Origin of the sequence: Gallionella capsiferriformans ES-2, from assembly GCF_000145255.1 — a bacterium.
GTDB lineage: Bacteria > Pseudomonadota > Gammaproteobacteria > Burkholderiales > Gallionellaceae > Gallionella > Gallionella capsiferriformans.
This window is the reverse complement of the sequence record NC_014394.1, coordinates 888680-902627: the sequence shown is the minus strand read 5'-3', so window position 1 is coordinate 902627 and position 13948 is coordinate 888680. Positions and strand designations below refer to the sequence as shown.

Below are 13948 nucleotides of genomic sequence, written 5' to 3'. Positions count from 1 at the left end.
TGATTTTCAATCATCTTCCGTTGTCATATACATATAACTCAACTTTAGACTCTCAGCCCTCATCCTTGCGTCACCGGAGCGGTGGCACAATTGAGGCTGAATTGGTTAAGACGCTTGCTGTCTGCTGCTGACAGCGGTGCTACACCCGCAATCTTGGGTCGCCGCGCTGTTCCGGGAAGGTGAATATCCCGGACTTCCGGTTGAATCCATCTCTGAAAGCAAGTCCGGTAAATTCCATCCGTAGCCACTGCGCCACCAAGCCGCCCGTTAGCGGTTGTTTGTCGCGCCACGGTGCCACAACGTTGATCGGGAAGGACTCTTCCGCGACCAAGCTCAATAACTGAACCAGCGTCCACGCCGTCGAACGAATCTGCATCCATAGTTCCAATACGGTGCGTTTTTGCTGCCACAGATTGTTCACGCCCCACCAGCGTTTCAGGTTGTGAAACAACGGTTCGATGCCCCAGCGCCGTGCGTACAATCGCAAGACTTCTTCGGCACTTAACTCGGTTTCGCTTGCCAACAGCAAACGCGCTTTTGACCAACTCTGTTTGTCCGTATCGTAGAACGAACACCACACGGCGCGCACCGGTGCGCCTTTGAGGAAGCGCGCCAGCGCGACCACGGAGCGCAGACGAATCAACTGCTCCTTGCCATACAACGTCAGTTTCACTTCGCTTACCGGCAAAGCCAGGATCGCATCGGGCGTCATTTTTATCCCGTACTTTCTGGGTCGTCCACGTCCCGCCTTGTCCAATACGACGGGCGGCAAGAATAGCGCTGTGTCGCGACGTGCCTGACCGATGACTCGCATCCTTCGGGCCAGCAGCGGCAATACCAGTCGCGCACGCATGAACCAGGCATCGAATAATATTCGCACAGGCTTGCCCTTCATCACCGGAGCCAGTCCGCGCACCAAGGACAACGCGATGGTGAGCTTGTTGCGGTTCCCGCTGACCGGCACTAGACGTGACACGATGGGCAACACATATTTGTGTCCCGCACTGCCCAAAACACTGACACCCAAAGTCACCCAACATTGCGCCAGTACATATTGCGTCTGATTGGCCTTCTTGGCGTGATCGTGCCGAATCGTGCTGCCCGGTGCGTTTTCTGATTGGCGCAGAATCAGCGTGTCGTCGATCACTAGATTGAGTATTTCCATCGGCAGCGCCTGCGCGACCACCTCGAACAACGCGTGAGCCAAACGCAGCGTCCTCAGACTGCCGCGCTCCAGCAGCTTGTAATACGTCGTCCAATGTTTGCGACGGGTAATGGCGCTGATCGCGCGCGTCACCCAGCCTTCCGGGGAAATCAGGCAACCGCACAGCAGTTCGACGAAGGTGGCGCGTGAACGCAATGGAACGGCGGTGAGTAGATGAGTAATCCAATTCGACAGGCAAAGACGAACAGTTTGAGCGTAGGGCATGGGGAACAAAACGAGGAGTAAAAAACGCCTCATTGGTCGCCGCCCTACACACGACAAACACCCTCGCGTGTAGGGCGGCGACCGCGCGAACCGTTCTTTCTGTCAAGTGTTCTTTGCTCATTTTATGAATATTTTTACGTCCAAAATCTCTGTTTTGCTACCGCTTTAATGCCCGCTGTTCTGATGCTGAATGTCTAAACTTGAGTACATATAATACAACATCTTGTTTATATGAAATGGTATGGAGTAAATAACCATGCCAACATAAAATATGTCAATTGCATTCGCACGCTGGTGGCGAATGTTCAGTCCAATCTGGACGGCCATTTCACCCCCTACAACCTCCTGTCTTGAACCCACGGCGCGCTCAGTCGCCGGGGCGGCCAAATCTTACCTGCATGGTCTCTACCAATCCACTCGGGCCAACATGGAACGCATGGTGGATGTTGTCGCGGGTAGTTGTCCGCAGCGGTTGCATCACATGCTGAGCGAGTCCGCCTGGGATCGCGCCGGCGTACTCCGACAACTGGTGGCTGATGCCAATGCGCACTTCGAGCGAGGCGGCACGGCGCTGGTGATTGACGAGAGCGGCTTTGCCAAGAAGGGAGAACACTCGGCGGGTGTTGCCCGGCAGTGGAATGGCCGACTGGGCAAGACGGACAACAGCCAGGTGGGCGTATTTGCCGCCCTGACCTCTCGGCCAATTCAACTCGAACACCCCGTTTGCGGAGTGGTTGTTTTACTGCAAAAAAAAATTGAACAATGACGCTCGAATAATCGCATTTCTCATGAATCCCTGCTCAGTGCCACGCCCAATCAGAGAGATTGACGAGAATGACCGGTTCTTTTCAGATTGCAGACCGTCAACGATCAACTCACAGATTGCCTCAGCCCTTCGGTATTCCAATATGATCAAGCCGTGCCGCAAGCCCACCATCCGGAGCAGATGCTTCGACGCTGGCTATCTGCGCAAGCCGGCCCACTGTATCCTCAAGCGGCTTGAGAGATACGTCTTCACTAGAAGTGCGCTCATAGTAACCGAACGGATTGTCAAGATCCCGGATGAGCATGAGGAGAAAAATCATCAGATACGATATAACACTTACGAAGAACAACGACTCGTAAAATGGCTCGATCTTTACCAATACAAGCCCAATGCAAAGAAGAATAGTGATGAGATCGGCGAGTAGATACCCAGAGGAAACAAAGGATGTTTCTCGAATCGTGTGAATGCGTATGAGCGTGCGCCGGAGATTGCTCTGCTCCTGCTTCAATCGAGCCACCAGTGTCGCTTGAGACCATTGTTCCATCGCAGCGAACTGGGGTGTTAGATCATTCAAGTGTTCCATCAATTCCGATGTGCGGTGTTTCTTATGAAACCAGCTCAGAATATCCTGACTCAATTGCGATAGCAGGATCAGACAAGGTCCCACTTTTGCTTCAGGTCTTGCGAATCGGATCCCGGATACTTCTTGCGCCAGATTCTCTAGGCATGCGCTCAGCTCGCCCGGAAGACGCTCACTTTCCTTGAAATCTGACAAGACGCCACTCAAAAGAAACCCCATTAGGAAGACGTTGGCAGCAACAATCCCTGAGAACAATGGGTTGATCGAGAGCGCTTCCCACCCTAAAAAGTGCACGACGAGTTTTGCGCACACGACCATACTAACCACGGCGCTTACTCGCAGCAGAAGACGATGTCGGTTTTTGATGGTCATTGTTATTTTTCTCGGTGAGATTGAGCCAAATAGTTAATCAAGATGCCTATGGTTCAGGATTTTTTGGCTCTTCGCCGGATCATGTGTTTTTTCGCCTGGTAGCGTTGGTGCCAAACACGGTCAATCATCGCGCTTATTGAGACCACCATTACCTTCACGCTCATTCTCGCCACCACGAATGTCATCCTCATCGGCACTGCGGTGGCACTCGACACAATTGTTGAAATCGCGGATACCTTCCTCGATGTGTTCGCGGCGAATGTTGGTCGGTGTGTGCTCGTGGCAACCATAGCAGGTGTAGCGTCGGTAGTCGCTGCCTACATGGCATGTCACGCAGCGGGCATTGTGGTCGCGGTCGAGCACGAAATATTTGTCGTGGTCAAAAGTAGCAGGTGTCCACCTTTCCATGTTGTGGCACTGGTTGCAATTGCCGGAGATCTGCTTATGCAGAGGGTCTGCCGGTGATTTGTGGCAGGTGTGGCATTGATCCAACATCGCCTTCTGCAACAAGGCGTGGTTGAAATGCCCTTGCGGCCGGAAGCGTTTCACGCCCGCATGATCGCTGTGACAGGCCACGCAGTCCTGGCTGGTCAATTTCTGGTGAAAAGGAGTTGATGTAAGCGGTTTCGCAATGGACTTGCCTGCCGTTGTCAGACGGCCGATCTCGGCAGGCTTGTGGCAGCTGACACAGCGTTCGGAGTCAGCCCCTCTGAGCGGCGTGTGGCAAGCAAAACAATCGGCCTCCAAATGCTTGTGGCCGGAAATCAGCTTGCCCGGCCCGACCATCAGGTGCGGATAGATAAAAGTCAGCATCGCAATCACGATCAGATTGGCGACCAGAATGATCTTGAAGATACGGCTCATATCCAGCCCCAGAACAGGAAGATGCTGATGATGTGCCCCAGCGCAAGCACCGAGAAAACAATGAAGATCGGGATATGCACTTTCCGCCATTTGGCCATGGCGTCAATCATTAGCGCATCCCAGAACATCGCCTGCTCCATATCCTGTCGCGACAAGCCGCGCTGCTGGAAATGTTCGCGCTGATCCTGCACATGGCGGCGTGAGCGATCCAGGAGCAGTTTGCCGACCATGCCGCTAACTGCATTCACCCCCATCGCTACCGTGGCCAGCCAAGGAAGGATCGCATTGAAATGTATGCCGGCATGTATCAGCACGAGCGATGCGCCTATCCAGGTGCCGAATTCATGCAGGGTCAGCAGTGTTTTAAGATTTCCCGATTTGATATGTTTGCGTTTGCGCAGCGAATAGATCAGAGAAGCAATAATCAGAAGCGTGCCCGGTATACCCAGATAGCGGCCGACCCACACCAGGTTCAGCCGATGCAGCAGGTAGTCACCGGCCAGCGTGGCTGCAGCCAGCAGGCCGACCAGCAAGGTGAAGGGCAGTACATGTTGGCGCCAGAGCGAGGTCGTCATTTACGCCTCCACGGTTATGCTAGTTTTTGGCGTGCAGACACAGAGCAGGCATTTGCCAAGCTCGGGGTCGTAATCCGGCGGATGATTGTAGTTCACCTCGCCTGCCCGGATCGTCGTCTGGCAGGTGCCGCAGCTCCCGGCGCGACAGCCGAAATCGACAGAAATGCCATTGGATTCGGCGAATTCGAGCAAGTTGCCAGCGGCGGGCTGCCACGGCAATTGTTTGCCTGACTTGGCAAAGGTCACGACGATACTGGTTTCCATTGCCCCGATGTCCAGCATCTTGGTAACCGCTGTTGTTGCGGGCCGTTTGCGCTTGATGGACGACGGGCCGAACGCCTCGAAGTGGATATGCGTGTCCGGCACACCCCAGTCTTCCAGCGCCGGCACGATGCTTTCCAGCATCGGCGTGGGGCCGCAAATGTAGAAATGATAAGGTTTGAGTGGCAACTGTATACGCAACAGGCTCACATCGACGCGCCCCCGATGTGAATGTTTGCCCATATCTTCAGGCTGCGGGTCGCTGAAGCACAGCCGCAAATGGAAATTCGAATACGCCGCCGCCAGTGCTTCCAGATGCGATTTCATCACCAGTTCACGACCATGGCGCACACCGTAAAACAGCCAGATTTCGCGCCCAGGTTGCTCTGTCAGACACCAATTCAGCATGCTCAGCATCGGCGTGATACCGATGCCGCCAGCGATCAATACAACCGGGTCATCGCTGCGGTCGATATGAAAATGTCCAATGGGGGCGCGCATCTGCAACAGGCTACCCACTACCACTTGATCGTGAAAGAAATTGGACGAACGCCCCGGCGGAAAGTTGCTGTTTATGGGTGGCAGCACCCTCTTGATCGAGACGCGGTAGCAATCCGGGCGAGGTGCATCCGATAGCGAATAGCAGCGGGTGATTTGTTCGGTGTTTCCCGTCGCAGCCGGGACGTCGAGGCGAAAGGTCAGAAACTGCCCGGGCAGGAATGGCGGCAGCGGTTGCCCATCTTCCGGTACAAGGTAAAAGGAGCAGACCGACTGTACGGCATCCTCAATGACTTTGCGGTCGACCCTGAATGTCCGAAAGCCTTGCCAGGCAGCAATGACAGCGTTTGCTGTGTCTTCCGGCACATCGTGCTTAAGCGGAATATTCAACTCCGCCACACTGCTGCGCAAGGCATGATAGTCCAGCCAATGACGCCAGAAGCTGACGCCGAGAAAGATCGCCAGTTGCAGCGCGATTCCCGACACAATCCAGAGCAGTAAAGAGAGTGAAGTCATGAATCCATACTAACCTGAAAAAATTCAGCAAAATCAAACTGAAAAATAACGATGCCATCCACAAACCGATACCAATCTTCTGCTGCAAGTAAGCGACATTGCTGATGTAGTAATCGGCGCGAAACTCCTCGTTCATTTCCTCCGCTGGAAGACTATCTCTTTGGAATGTGTGCGCATTCCTTATTTGATGGTGACGTCCCTGAGGGATGAGCAATCACCCAAGAGTAGAACGAATGCATAGCGCCCTCTGGCGATTGCGTGTCAGCTTGCACAGGCTGGGCAAGAATCAGAACCAAAAGGGAAGTGGCGATTAATCGCGCAAACAAGCCGTTAGGGAGAGGGCCGGCAACTCCTTTGAATGGAACAACCATTCCGCGTCGTTGCGCCTTGCCCTGCCCCCCCCAAACGGGGTAAGCAGGCATTTCGCCGTCAGGCGAAAGCTCGCAAAAACCACACACCCCACCCCGTCCAACTGAGGTTTAACGACCAGCCAAACCATAATTATCTCTTTGCCAGACCCATAATAAATTTTGCTAACTCATTGAATTCATCATACATATTGTCAGGGTCCATTTTGATGCTATCTAGCAAGGTTATATATCTATATTCCAACGCAGGCATAAGCCTCATGCCCCAATTTCCCTGGCCACCATGGGATATCTTGAACAACAACCATTCCTCTGCTGTCCTGCTTTTAAGCACGTCAGAAGCTTTTAAGCCATCATGAGGGCTGGCGATGCTGTTATTGTAGAATTTGGAAATATCCATCCAGGACGGGCCGATATTCTTCTTATCCATGGAGTGGCAACTTTTGCAACCGTGAAGGTTTGACAATTTAACAAACTCTTCTTTCGGCGTGCGGCCCTTGGATAGCCCCATAATGCCTGTCACCAGTCTATCTATGTCACCTTGCCCAATTTTGGCTGGATCAGAAGGCGGCATCATCACCATTCCCCACGTACCAGCGCCACCGCCAGCTATCCTCATCTTCAGAAATTCCTCGGCCGTTTTTTTTCGGAGAATTTCGGAAATGGGTATGCCTGTGCTGGTCTTGGTATTGTCATTATAGGCTTTGGAAATTTCCATCCAGGAAGGGCCTATCATCTTTTTGTCAATGGTGTGGCAAGCGACGCATCCGTATCTCATTGCAAAGGGAGGCATGTCGGTTGCCAATGCACTACCGGTGGTCAATAGCGCCACTATTGCAATGATGTTTATAACGACGGATTTCATAATATTCCCCCATTGGATAGCTGAAGTGGGAGTATTGCACGCAAATCTTAAGATATTCTTAAGAAAATTTCGTTGAGCGGCTATTCGAGATGCCAAGGGTGCGCGTGGGATGGCAGACTATCATGTTCGAGGCAGGCAGGCGTGGCATCACCATATGGCGCTGACCATGGTGGCGCTGATGTTTCTGGTAGAGCGGATGGCGTGTCGCGAGTCGGCAGACCTGTTGTCCAGCAACGATCTGGTGGAAATCATGCACCACAAATTGCCGTGCAAGATCGAAACTGATGCCGATCTCGTCGCATCCATCGAGGCGCGACATCGACGACGACGGGGTAAGAATTTTGCCTATGGAAAACAGTATGTTATCCTATCGATGTCAAAGCATAATGGAATCTGACAAAGTAGAATTAGGAGCTTGTCGGACTTAATGTTGAATCGGCTTCACCCTCCTGGGCGGTCCATATTTTGCCGCTTTTTTGATCAATAGAATGGCTATTGACCTGCAAAACCAGCAAAAGCCATCCTCACCTAGCCGAATTTAGCGAGCATCCGCTGCGCGGTTTGCCTGCTGGACCCTCTTCACCTCGATCCCCATTAGTCCGACATGCTCTCGCCCATCCGGATTTTCCTTGCCCTGATACCGTCAGCCCGAAAAATTTGGTTGACGGTATCGCGTTTGGCGCTTGTTGACCTTTCCTCAATACCGTCACGGATACCGTCAACAGAAGAACGCTGGACCAAATTACCCTTCAAAATCAGTCTGCCATTTTTCTGTTGATGATTGATTTTTCGACGGTTATCAATAGTCTTCAATAGACGTTAATAGTCCCTGTCACTCCCACTCAATGGTGGCTGGCGGCTTGCCGGAAATATCGTAAACCACGCGATTGATACCGCGTACTTCATTGATAATGCGGTTGGAGACACGGCCCAGCAATTCATAAGGCAGGTGTGCCCAGTGAGCCGTCATAAAGTCTTGCGTCTGTACCGCACGCAGTGAGACCACCCACTCGTAGGTACGGCCATCACCCATTACGCCGACACTCTTCACCGGCAGGAAAACCACGAAAGCCTGAGAAGTCTTGGCGTACCAGGACTTACCGGCCTCATCGACCGTGGCGTTCAACTCTTCCATGAAAATGGCATCGGCACGGCGGAGTAAATCCGCATATTCCTTTTTGACTTCGCCCAAAATACGCACACCCAGACCAGGGCCCGGGAATGGATGACGGTAAACCATCGCAGGCGGCAATCCTAATTGGACGCCCAGTTCACGCACCTCGTCTTTAAACAACTCGCGTAACGGCTCGAGCAGTTTCAGATGCATGGTGTCAGGCAAGCCGCCCACATTGTGATGCGACTTGATGGTGTGTGCCTTTTTGTTCTTGCCGCCCGCTGACTCGATCACGTCAGGATAGATGGTGCCCTGCGCCAGCCATTTGGCTTGCGACAACTTGGCCGACTCGCGCTGGAACACCTCGACAAACTCGCGACCGATAATTTTGCGCTTTTGCTCGGGGTCCGTCACGCCGGCCAAATGATGCAAAAATTCTGCACTAGCATCGACGTGGATGACTTTGACGCCCAGATTCTGCGCAAAAGTCTCCATCACTTGCTCAGCTTCATTCAGGCGCAACAATCCGTTATCGACAAACACACACGTCAGCTGTGTGCCGATCGCGCGATGCAGCAAGGCTGCCGCGACGGATGAATCGACCCCGCCGGACAAGCCCAGAATCACTTCATCGCCACCTACCTGCGCGCGGATCTTTTCGACCGCCTCGCTGATGTAATCCGGCATATTCCAGTCGTGACCGCAGCCGCAAATGTCGTGCACGAAACGCGCAAGCATCGCGGTGCCCTGATGGGTATGCGTGACTTCCGGATGGAATTGCAAGGCATAAAAACGACGCGCTTCATCTGCCATACCGGCGATGGGCGTAGTTGGATTGCTGGCAATCACCGAGAATCCAGCTGGCAACGCAGTGACCTTGTCGCCGTGACTCATCCACACATCGATCAGACCGTGACCTTGATCACTGACGCGATCCTGAATATCTTTAAGCAGCGAGGAATGCCCCTGCGCGCGGATCTCGGCGTAGCCGAATTCTCTGACCAGCCCGTTCTCCACCGCCCCACCCAGTTGCGCCGCCATGGTTTGCATACCGTAGCAAATACCCAGCACCGGCACACCTAACTCAAATACAACCTGGGGGGCACGCGGCGTATCGCCCTCCGTCACCGAATTCGGCCCGCCTGACAAAATAATGCCCGACGGATTCATCGCGCGAATGTCCGCTTCCGACATATCCCACGGATGCAGTTCGCAATAAACATTGGTTTCACGTACACGACGTGCGATGAGTTGTGTGTATTGAGAACCGAAATCGAGGATGAGGATTTTTTTATGGGACATAGCGATAGGATAGAGGAACGAGGATTGAGGATCCATTAAAAACCCAGGAATAAGGAGTGGGCTGATTTAACTCATTCCCAACTCCTCAATCCTGCAATTTAATCTATATGGTAGTTCGGTGCTTCTTTGGTGATCTGTACATCGTGCACATGCGATTCGCGGATGCCGGAAGAGCTGATTTCGACAAATTCGGCCTTGGCATGCATGATATCGATATCGGCACAGCCAAGATAACCCATGCTGGCGCGCAGCCCGCCCATCAGCTGATGGATCACCGCCAGTACGCTGCCCTTGTAAGGCACGCGACCTTCGACGCCTTCAGGCACCAACTTATCCTGATTGGCTTCGCCTTCCTGGAAATAACGATCGCTCGAGCCTTGTTGCATTGCGCCTAAACTTCCCATGCCGCGATACGACTTGTAGGAACGGCCCTGGAACAATTCGATTTCGCCCGGCGCTTCTTCAGTACCGGCAAACAAACCGCCCAGCATCACGGTGTTCGCACCCGCTGCAATGGCTTTAGCGATATCACCGGAGAAACGAATTCCGCCGTCGGCGATCATCGGCACGCCTGTGCCGCGCAACGCATCGGCGACATTCTGAATCGCAGCGATCTGCGGCACACCCACACCGGCAACGATACGCGTCGTGCAGATAGACCCGGGGCCGATACCGACTTTTACTGCATCTGCGCCGTGATCCAACAACGCCATGGCAGCAGAACCCGTTGCGATATTGCCGCCGATAACTTCAACATGAGGAAAATGAGTCTTGACCCACTTGACGCGATCAAGCACGCCTTGCGAATGGCCGTGCGCGGTATCGACCACAATCACGTCCACACCCGCTTCAGCCAGCAACGTCACGCGTTCTTCAGTTCCTTCACCCACGCCGACCGCAGCACCGGCACGCAGACGCCCTTGGCTGTCTTTGCTGGCCAACGGATGCTCACTGGATTTTAAAATATCCTTAACCGTCATCAGACCGCACAATTCGAATGCATCGTTGACGACCAGCACGCGTTCAATGCGGTGTTTGTGCATTAAATTACGCGCATCTTCAAGACTGGTGTTTTCCTTAACCGTAATCAGACGCTCACGCGGGGTCATGATGTTCTGTATCGGCTGATCCAGATTATTTTCAAAACGCAGATCGCGGTTCGTGACGATACCGACAACCTGCTTGCCCTGCACAACGGGAAGACCGGAAATTTTGTACTGCCGCGTCAGACTCAGCACATGACGCACTGACATGTCGGGCGTAATGGTGATCGGATCCTTGACCACGCCGCTCTCGAAGCGTTTGACCTTAGCGACTTTTGCCGCCTGCTCGCGCGAGCTCATGTTTTTGTGAATGATACCGATGCCGCCCTCCTGCGCCAGCGCTATCGCCAGACGTGCACCGGTCACCGTATCCATCGCGGCGGACAGCAGCGGGATATTCAGACTGATATTGCGCGTCAGTTGCGTGCGCAGACTGACATCGCGCGGCATGACGTTGGAGTAAGCAGGAACGAGCAAAACGTCGTCAAAGGTTAGGGCTTTTTGAATGATGCGCATGGGAAACTGACCTCGGCAAAACGCGCATTATACGCATCTGGTGCCAACGGGTAAATCAACCCGTGGCACACGAACAAAATTAAATGGAAGTAAAACTAAAATTACAGCGCAGATTCGTTGATTTCACCGGTACGAATGCGGATTACCTGCTCGACCGTGGATACGAAAATTTTTCCGTCACCGATCTTGCCGGTATGAGCCGCCTTGATAATCGCTTCCACCGCAGTATCGAGCATTTCACTGGAAACCACGATTTCAACCTTTATTTTAGGAAGGAAATCGACCACGTATTCCGCACCGCGATAAAGCTCGGTATGACCCTTTTGTCGGCCAAATCCTTTAACCTCGGTCACGGTTAATCCGCTGATATTCAATTCCGACAAGGCCTCACGGACTTCGTCCAGTTTAAATGGCTTAATGACAGCTTCAATTTTTTTCATGGCGAACTTCCCTGATAGTTTGGATGTGTCTGACAACCCGGCATACCGGGCAACCGTAAATCTTGACTTTGCGCATTGTATCAAGAGTGTCGTCACAAAGCGCACATCAGATAAGAAACTATTCCAACGACAAATAACAAACCCTAAGCACTTCGAGTTCGACAATGCCGGCTGGCGTCATCAGCCTTGCGACATCGCCTTCATGTAATTTAAGCAGCGTGCGCGCCAGCGGCGAGACCCAACTGATGTGACCGCGCGTCAAATCAGCCTCATCTACACCGACAATCGCATAGGTCGCCTCACTGCCGTCTTCATGGCCGACAGTAACGGTTGCACCAAAAAAAACCTGTTCGCACGCACCGCGTTTCGCAGGATCAACCACTTCAGCCTGTTCCAGTCGCTTATGCAAAAAACGCACGCGCCTATCTATTTCACGCAAGCGCCGCTTACCATAAATATAGTCGCCATTTTCTGAACGATCGCCATTAGAGGCCGCCCAGGTAATCGTATTGACCAGCACAGGTCGTTCGACTTTCCAGAGCTGCTCTAACTCAGTCTGCAGTTTTTGATGACCGCCAGGCGTGATGTAATTCTTGACGCCGTGCGGCAAAGGCGCAAGTGCCGGCAACTCTTCGTCTTCGTCCTCGTCGCGCATTTGACTTAAATGTGAATTTTGAATTTTACAATCCCAAAGGCTGACGAATGCTTCATTCTATACTGTTTTGGGTAGCCAAATATGCATGACGGATCCCTTGCCGAGTTCGCTTTTCACCTCAATACGGCCGTTATGCTTTTGAATAATGCCGTAAGAGAGTGAAAGACCAAGCCCTGTACCTTCGCCGACAGGTTTAGTCGTATAAAAGGGTTCGAAAATTCGCCTCATCTGCTCAGATGTCATTCCCTGACCTGTATCGGCGATTTCGACCCACACGCCATCGGGCTCAGCGCCGGTACGAATCGTGATCACGCCGGAATTTTGTATCGCCTGCCCGGCATTGACCAACAGATTCAAGAATACCTGATTGATCTGTGATGCCATGCAATACACTTGCGGAAGCGTCCCGTACTCCTTGACGATTCGGCATTTATATTTAAGCTCATTCCAGACAATGTTAAGCGTTGAATCCAGCCCCTTGTGCAAATCAGCCCATTGCCAGCCTTCTTCGCCAACATGAGAAAAATCCTTTAAATCCTGCACGATTTTGCGCATTCTGGCCAATCCGTCTTTCGATTGCGACATCAACTGAAAGATATCCTGTTTGATATAGTCGTAATCAACCGTGCGTTTGAGCTGACGCACCTGCTCGAGCGCCTTTGAATCAGTGTCAGACTCCAACTCTAGCGCCTCATAAGCTGAATTGATGGAAAAAATATCGTTCAAATAGACTTCAAGCGCCCCCATATTCGAGTAAACAAAACCAATCGGATTGTTCAGTTCATGTGCAACCCCTGCGGAGAGCTGCCCCAATGACGCCATTTTTTCCGATTGCAGCAAATGACTCTGCGCCTCTTCCAGTTTTTTGTTCAATGCGCGTTGGTGCTCAAGGTTGGAAGTCAGCTCGGCCTCCAGACGTTGACGACGGATAATCCGCCACATATCGTTGCCGAACAGACGGGCGATTTCCACGTCTTCGCTATCGTAGTCAGTTTCTTTGTTACCGACTCCCAGAATGACCCGCACTTTCTCACCTTCTACCACCGGAACACTGATCAGCCTGAACAGTGCGGAATGCCCTTCCGGCAATCCGTGCTTATCAGAATAATTAGCGTAGTCATTGAAGATGACCGCCTGACGCTGGCGCAGCGAATCAGCCCAGATGCCAGCCTGAGCCGCCGGATAATGTGTGTCATATTCTGCCGTGCAATACTGTTCGCGTGTTGCTTTTGACCATGCCACTAATTCGATGCTTTCCTGATCGTCATTGACGAAATGAATAAAGGCAATTTTGCTACTCGTTAGCGTCTCAACCCACTCCAAACCGAACTGCATAAACTCCTTTTCAGGCATTTCGCTCGCCGCCTCGTTGAGTTTCAACAATCCTTCAAAACGCTTCGCATCGCGCGCCAGGCGACTCTGCATTTTTTCGCGCTGCGTGATGTCGCGCACGATGCATTGCTGATAGGTTCGCCCCTCGTGCTCGAACAATCTGCGGCTCACTTCGACAGGAAAAGTCGACCCGTCACGCCGCATATGGCGCGTTTCAAACAACACCCCCGCGGCCTTGCAACCCGGTACTGGCGCGGCAGGATCTTGCAGATCGCGGATATTACGGCTCAGTAACTCTTCCAGTGACCACCCGTAACTTTGCACCGATGCATCGTTGGCCTCCAGAATACAGCCTTCGTCATCCATCAAAAATATGATGTCATTGGCAAAGCGCAACAAAAAATTAAACTGATTCTCCAGTTTTACCAAGGCATCAAAGGATTCGTCCATCT

Annotated in this window: 13 protein-coding genes; 2 read left to right on the top strand and 11 right to left on the bottom strand. The window is 52.5% G+C overall.

What is annotated here, in order from left to right:
* Positions 1-139: 139 nt before the first annotated feature.
* Entirely contained in the window at positions 140-1462 is a 1323-nt protein-coding gene (locus GALF_RS04270; RefSeq protein ID WP_013292826.1) for an IS701 family transposase, read from the bottom strand.
* A 268-nt stretch (positions 1463-1730) separates the two neighbouring features.
* Here GALF_RS04270 and GALF_RS14835 point away from each other — a divergent pair, with 268 nt between their 5' ends.
* The gene (locus GALF_RS14835) at positions 1731-2195 is read left to right on the top strand and encodes a transposase (protein WP_013292825.1); all 465 of its coding nucleotides are present in this window, start codon (positions 1731-1733) and stop codon (positions 2193-2195) included.
* A gap of 121 nt (positions 2196-2316) precedes the next feature.
* Here the strand turns inward: GALF_RS14835 and GALF_RS04255 are convergent, their stop codons facing one another.
* The 5 genes from GALF_RS04255 to GALF_RS14830 all read right to left on the bottom strand — a co-directional run bounded on the left by GALF_RS04255 (position 2317) and on the right by GALF_RS14830 (position 7094).
* Complete coding sequence (locus GALF_RS04255; RefSeq protein ID WP_013292824.1) at positions 2317-3147, bottom strand: hypothetical protein; 831 nt, start codon at positions 3145-3147, stop codon at positions 2317-2319.
* Between the two features lie 120 nt (positions 3148-3267).
* Complete coding sequence (locus GALF_RS04250; protein WP_013292823.1) at positions 3268-4011, bottom strand: cytochrome c3 family protein; 744 nt, start codon at positions 4009-4011, stop codon at positions 3268-3270.
* Positions 4008-4586 carry a hypothetical protein gene (locus GALF_RS04245; protein WP_013292822.1) on the bottom strand — a complete coding sequence of 193 codons (579 nt, stop codon included), beginning with the start codon at positions 4584-4586 and terminating at the stop codon, positions 4008-4010. Before GALF_RS04245 ends, GALF_RS04250 begins: the two co-directional genes overlap by 4 nt.
* A complete protein-coding gene (locus GALF_RS04240; protein WP_013292821.1) occupies positions 4587-5861 on the bottom strand; it encodes a 2Fe-2S iron-sulfur cluster-binding protein in 1275 nt (424 codons plus the stop codon). It lies immediately after the preceding gene.
* Between the two features lie 501 nt (positions 5862-6362).
* Positions 6363-7094: a c-type cytochrome gene (locus GALF_RS14830; RefSeq protein WP_013292819.1), complete on the bottom strand. Its 732-nt coding sequence runs from the start codon at positions 7092-7094 to the stop codon at positions 6363-6365.
* A 109-nt stretch (positions 7095-7203) separates the two neighbouring features.
* Between GALF_RS14830 and GALF_RS04225 the strand changes: the two genes are divergently transcribed.
* A complete protein-coding gene (locus GALF_RS04225; protein ID WP_013292818.1) occupies positions 7204-7491 on the top strand; it encodes a hypothetical protein in 288 nt (95 codons plus the stop codon).
* A 435-nt stretch (positions 7492-7926) separates the two neighbouring features.
* Here GALF_RS04225 and guaA read toward each other — a convergent pair whose 3' ends face one another.
* The 5 genes from guaA to GALF_RS14825 all read right to left on the bottom strand — a co-directional run bounded on the left by guaA (position 7927) and on the right by GALF_RS14825 (position 13946).
* Positions 7927-9510, bottom strand: coding sequence for a glutamine-hydrolyzing GMP synthase (guaA, locus tag GALF_RS04215; RefSeq protein WP_041938247.1), 1584 nt, complete (start codon positions 9508-9510; stop codon positions 7927-7929).
* Positions 9511-9608: 98 nt separating this feature from the next.
* On the bottom strand, positions 9609-11069 hold the full coding sequence (guaB, locus tag GALF_RS04210; protein WP_013292816.1) for an IMP dehydrogenase: 1461 nt from the start codon (positions 11067-11069) through the stop codon (positions 9609-9611).
* Between the two features lie 101 nt (positions 11070-11170).
* Entirely contained in the window at positions 11171-11509 is a 339-nt protein-coding gene (locus GALF_RS04205) for a P-II family nitrogen regulator (RefSeq protein WP_013292815.1), read from the bottom strand.
* 118 nt (positions 11510-11627) lie between these two features.
* Positions 11628-12164, bottom strand: coding sequence for a transcription elongation factor GreB (gene greB / locus GALF_RS04200; RefSeq protein WP_013292814.1), 537 nt, complete (start codon positions 12162-12164; stop codon positions 11628-11630).
* Between the two features lie 57 nt (positions 12165-12221).
* Complete coding sequence (locus GALF_RS14825) at positions 12222-13946, bottom strand: PAS domain-containing sensor histidine kinase (protein ID WP_013292813.1); 1725 nt, start codon at positions 13944-13946, stop codon at positions 12222-12224.
* Positions 13947-13948: the final 2 nt, after the last annotated feature.

Excerpts from the sequence above, each read along its gene's own strand:
- GALF_RS04270 (WP_013292826.1), bottom strand. The coding sequence starts at position 1,462 with ATGAGGCGTTTTTTACTCCTCGTTTTGTTCCCCATGCCCTACGCTCAA.
- GALF_RS14835 (WP_013292825.1), top strand. The coding sequence starts at position 1,731 with ATGTTCAGTCCAATCTGGACGGCCATTTCACCCCCTACAACCTCCTGT.
- GALF_RS04255 (WP_013292824.1), bottom strand. The coding sequence starts at position 3,147 with ATGACCATCAAAAACCGACATCGTCTTCTGCTGCGAGTAAGCGCCGTG.
- GALF_RS04250 (WP_013292823.1), bottom strand. The coding sequence starts at position 4,011 with ATGAGCCGTATCTTCAAGATCATTCTGGTCGCCAATCTGATCGTGATT.
- GALF_RS04245 (WP_013292822.1), bottom strand. The coding sequence starts at position 4,586 with ATGACGACCTCGCTCTGGCGCCAACATGTACTGCCCTTCACCTTGCTG.
- GALF_RS04240 (WP_013292821.1), bottom strand. The coding sequence starts at position 5,861 with ATGACTTCACTCTCTTTACTGCTCTGGATTGTGTCGGGAATCGCGCTG.
- GALF_RS14830 (WP_013292819.1), bottom strand. The coding sequence starts at position 7,094 with ATGAAATCCGTCGTTATAAACATCATTGCAATAGTGGCGCTATTGACC.
- GALF_RS04225 (WP_013292818.1), top strand. The coding sequence starts at position 7,204 with ATGGCAGACTATCATGTTCGAGGCAGGCAGGCGTGGCATCACCATATG.
- guaA (WP_041938247.1), bottom strand. The coding sequence starts at position 9,510 with ATGTCCCATAAAAAAATCCTCATCCTCGATTTCGGTTCTCAATACACA.
- guaB (WP_013292816.1), bottom strand. The coding sequence starts at position 11,069 with ATGCGCATCATTCAAAAAGCCCTAACCTTTGACGACGTTTTGCTCGTT.
- GALF_RS04205 (WP_013292815.1), bottom strand. The coding sequence starts at position 11,509 with ATGAAAAAAATTGAAGCTGTCATTAAGCCATTTAAACTGGACGAAGTC.
- greB (WP_013292814.1), bottom strand. The coding sequence starts at position 12,164 with ATGCGCGACGAGGACGAAGACGAAGAGTTGCCGGCACTTGCGCCTTTG.
- GALF_RS14825 (WP_013292813.1), bottom strand. The coding sequence starts at position 13,946 with ATGGACGAATCCTTTGATGCCTTGGTAAAACTGGAGAATCAGTTTAAT.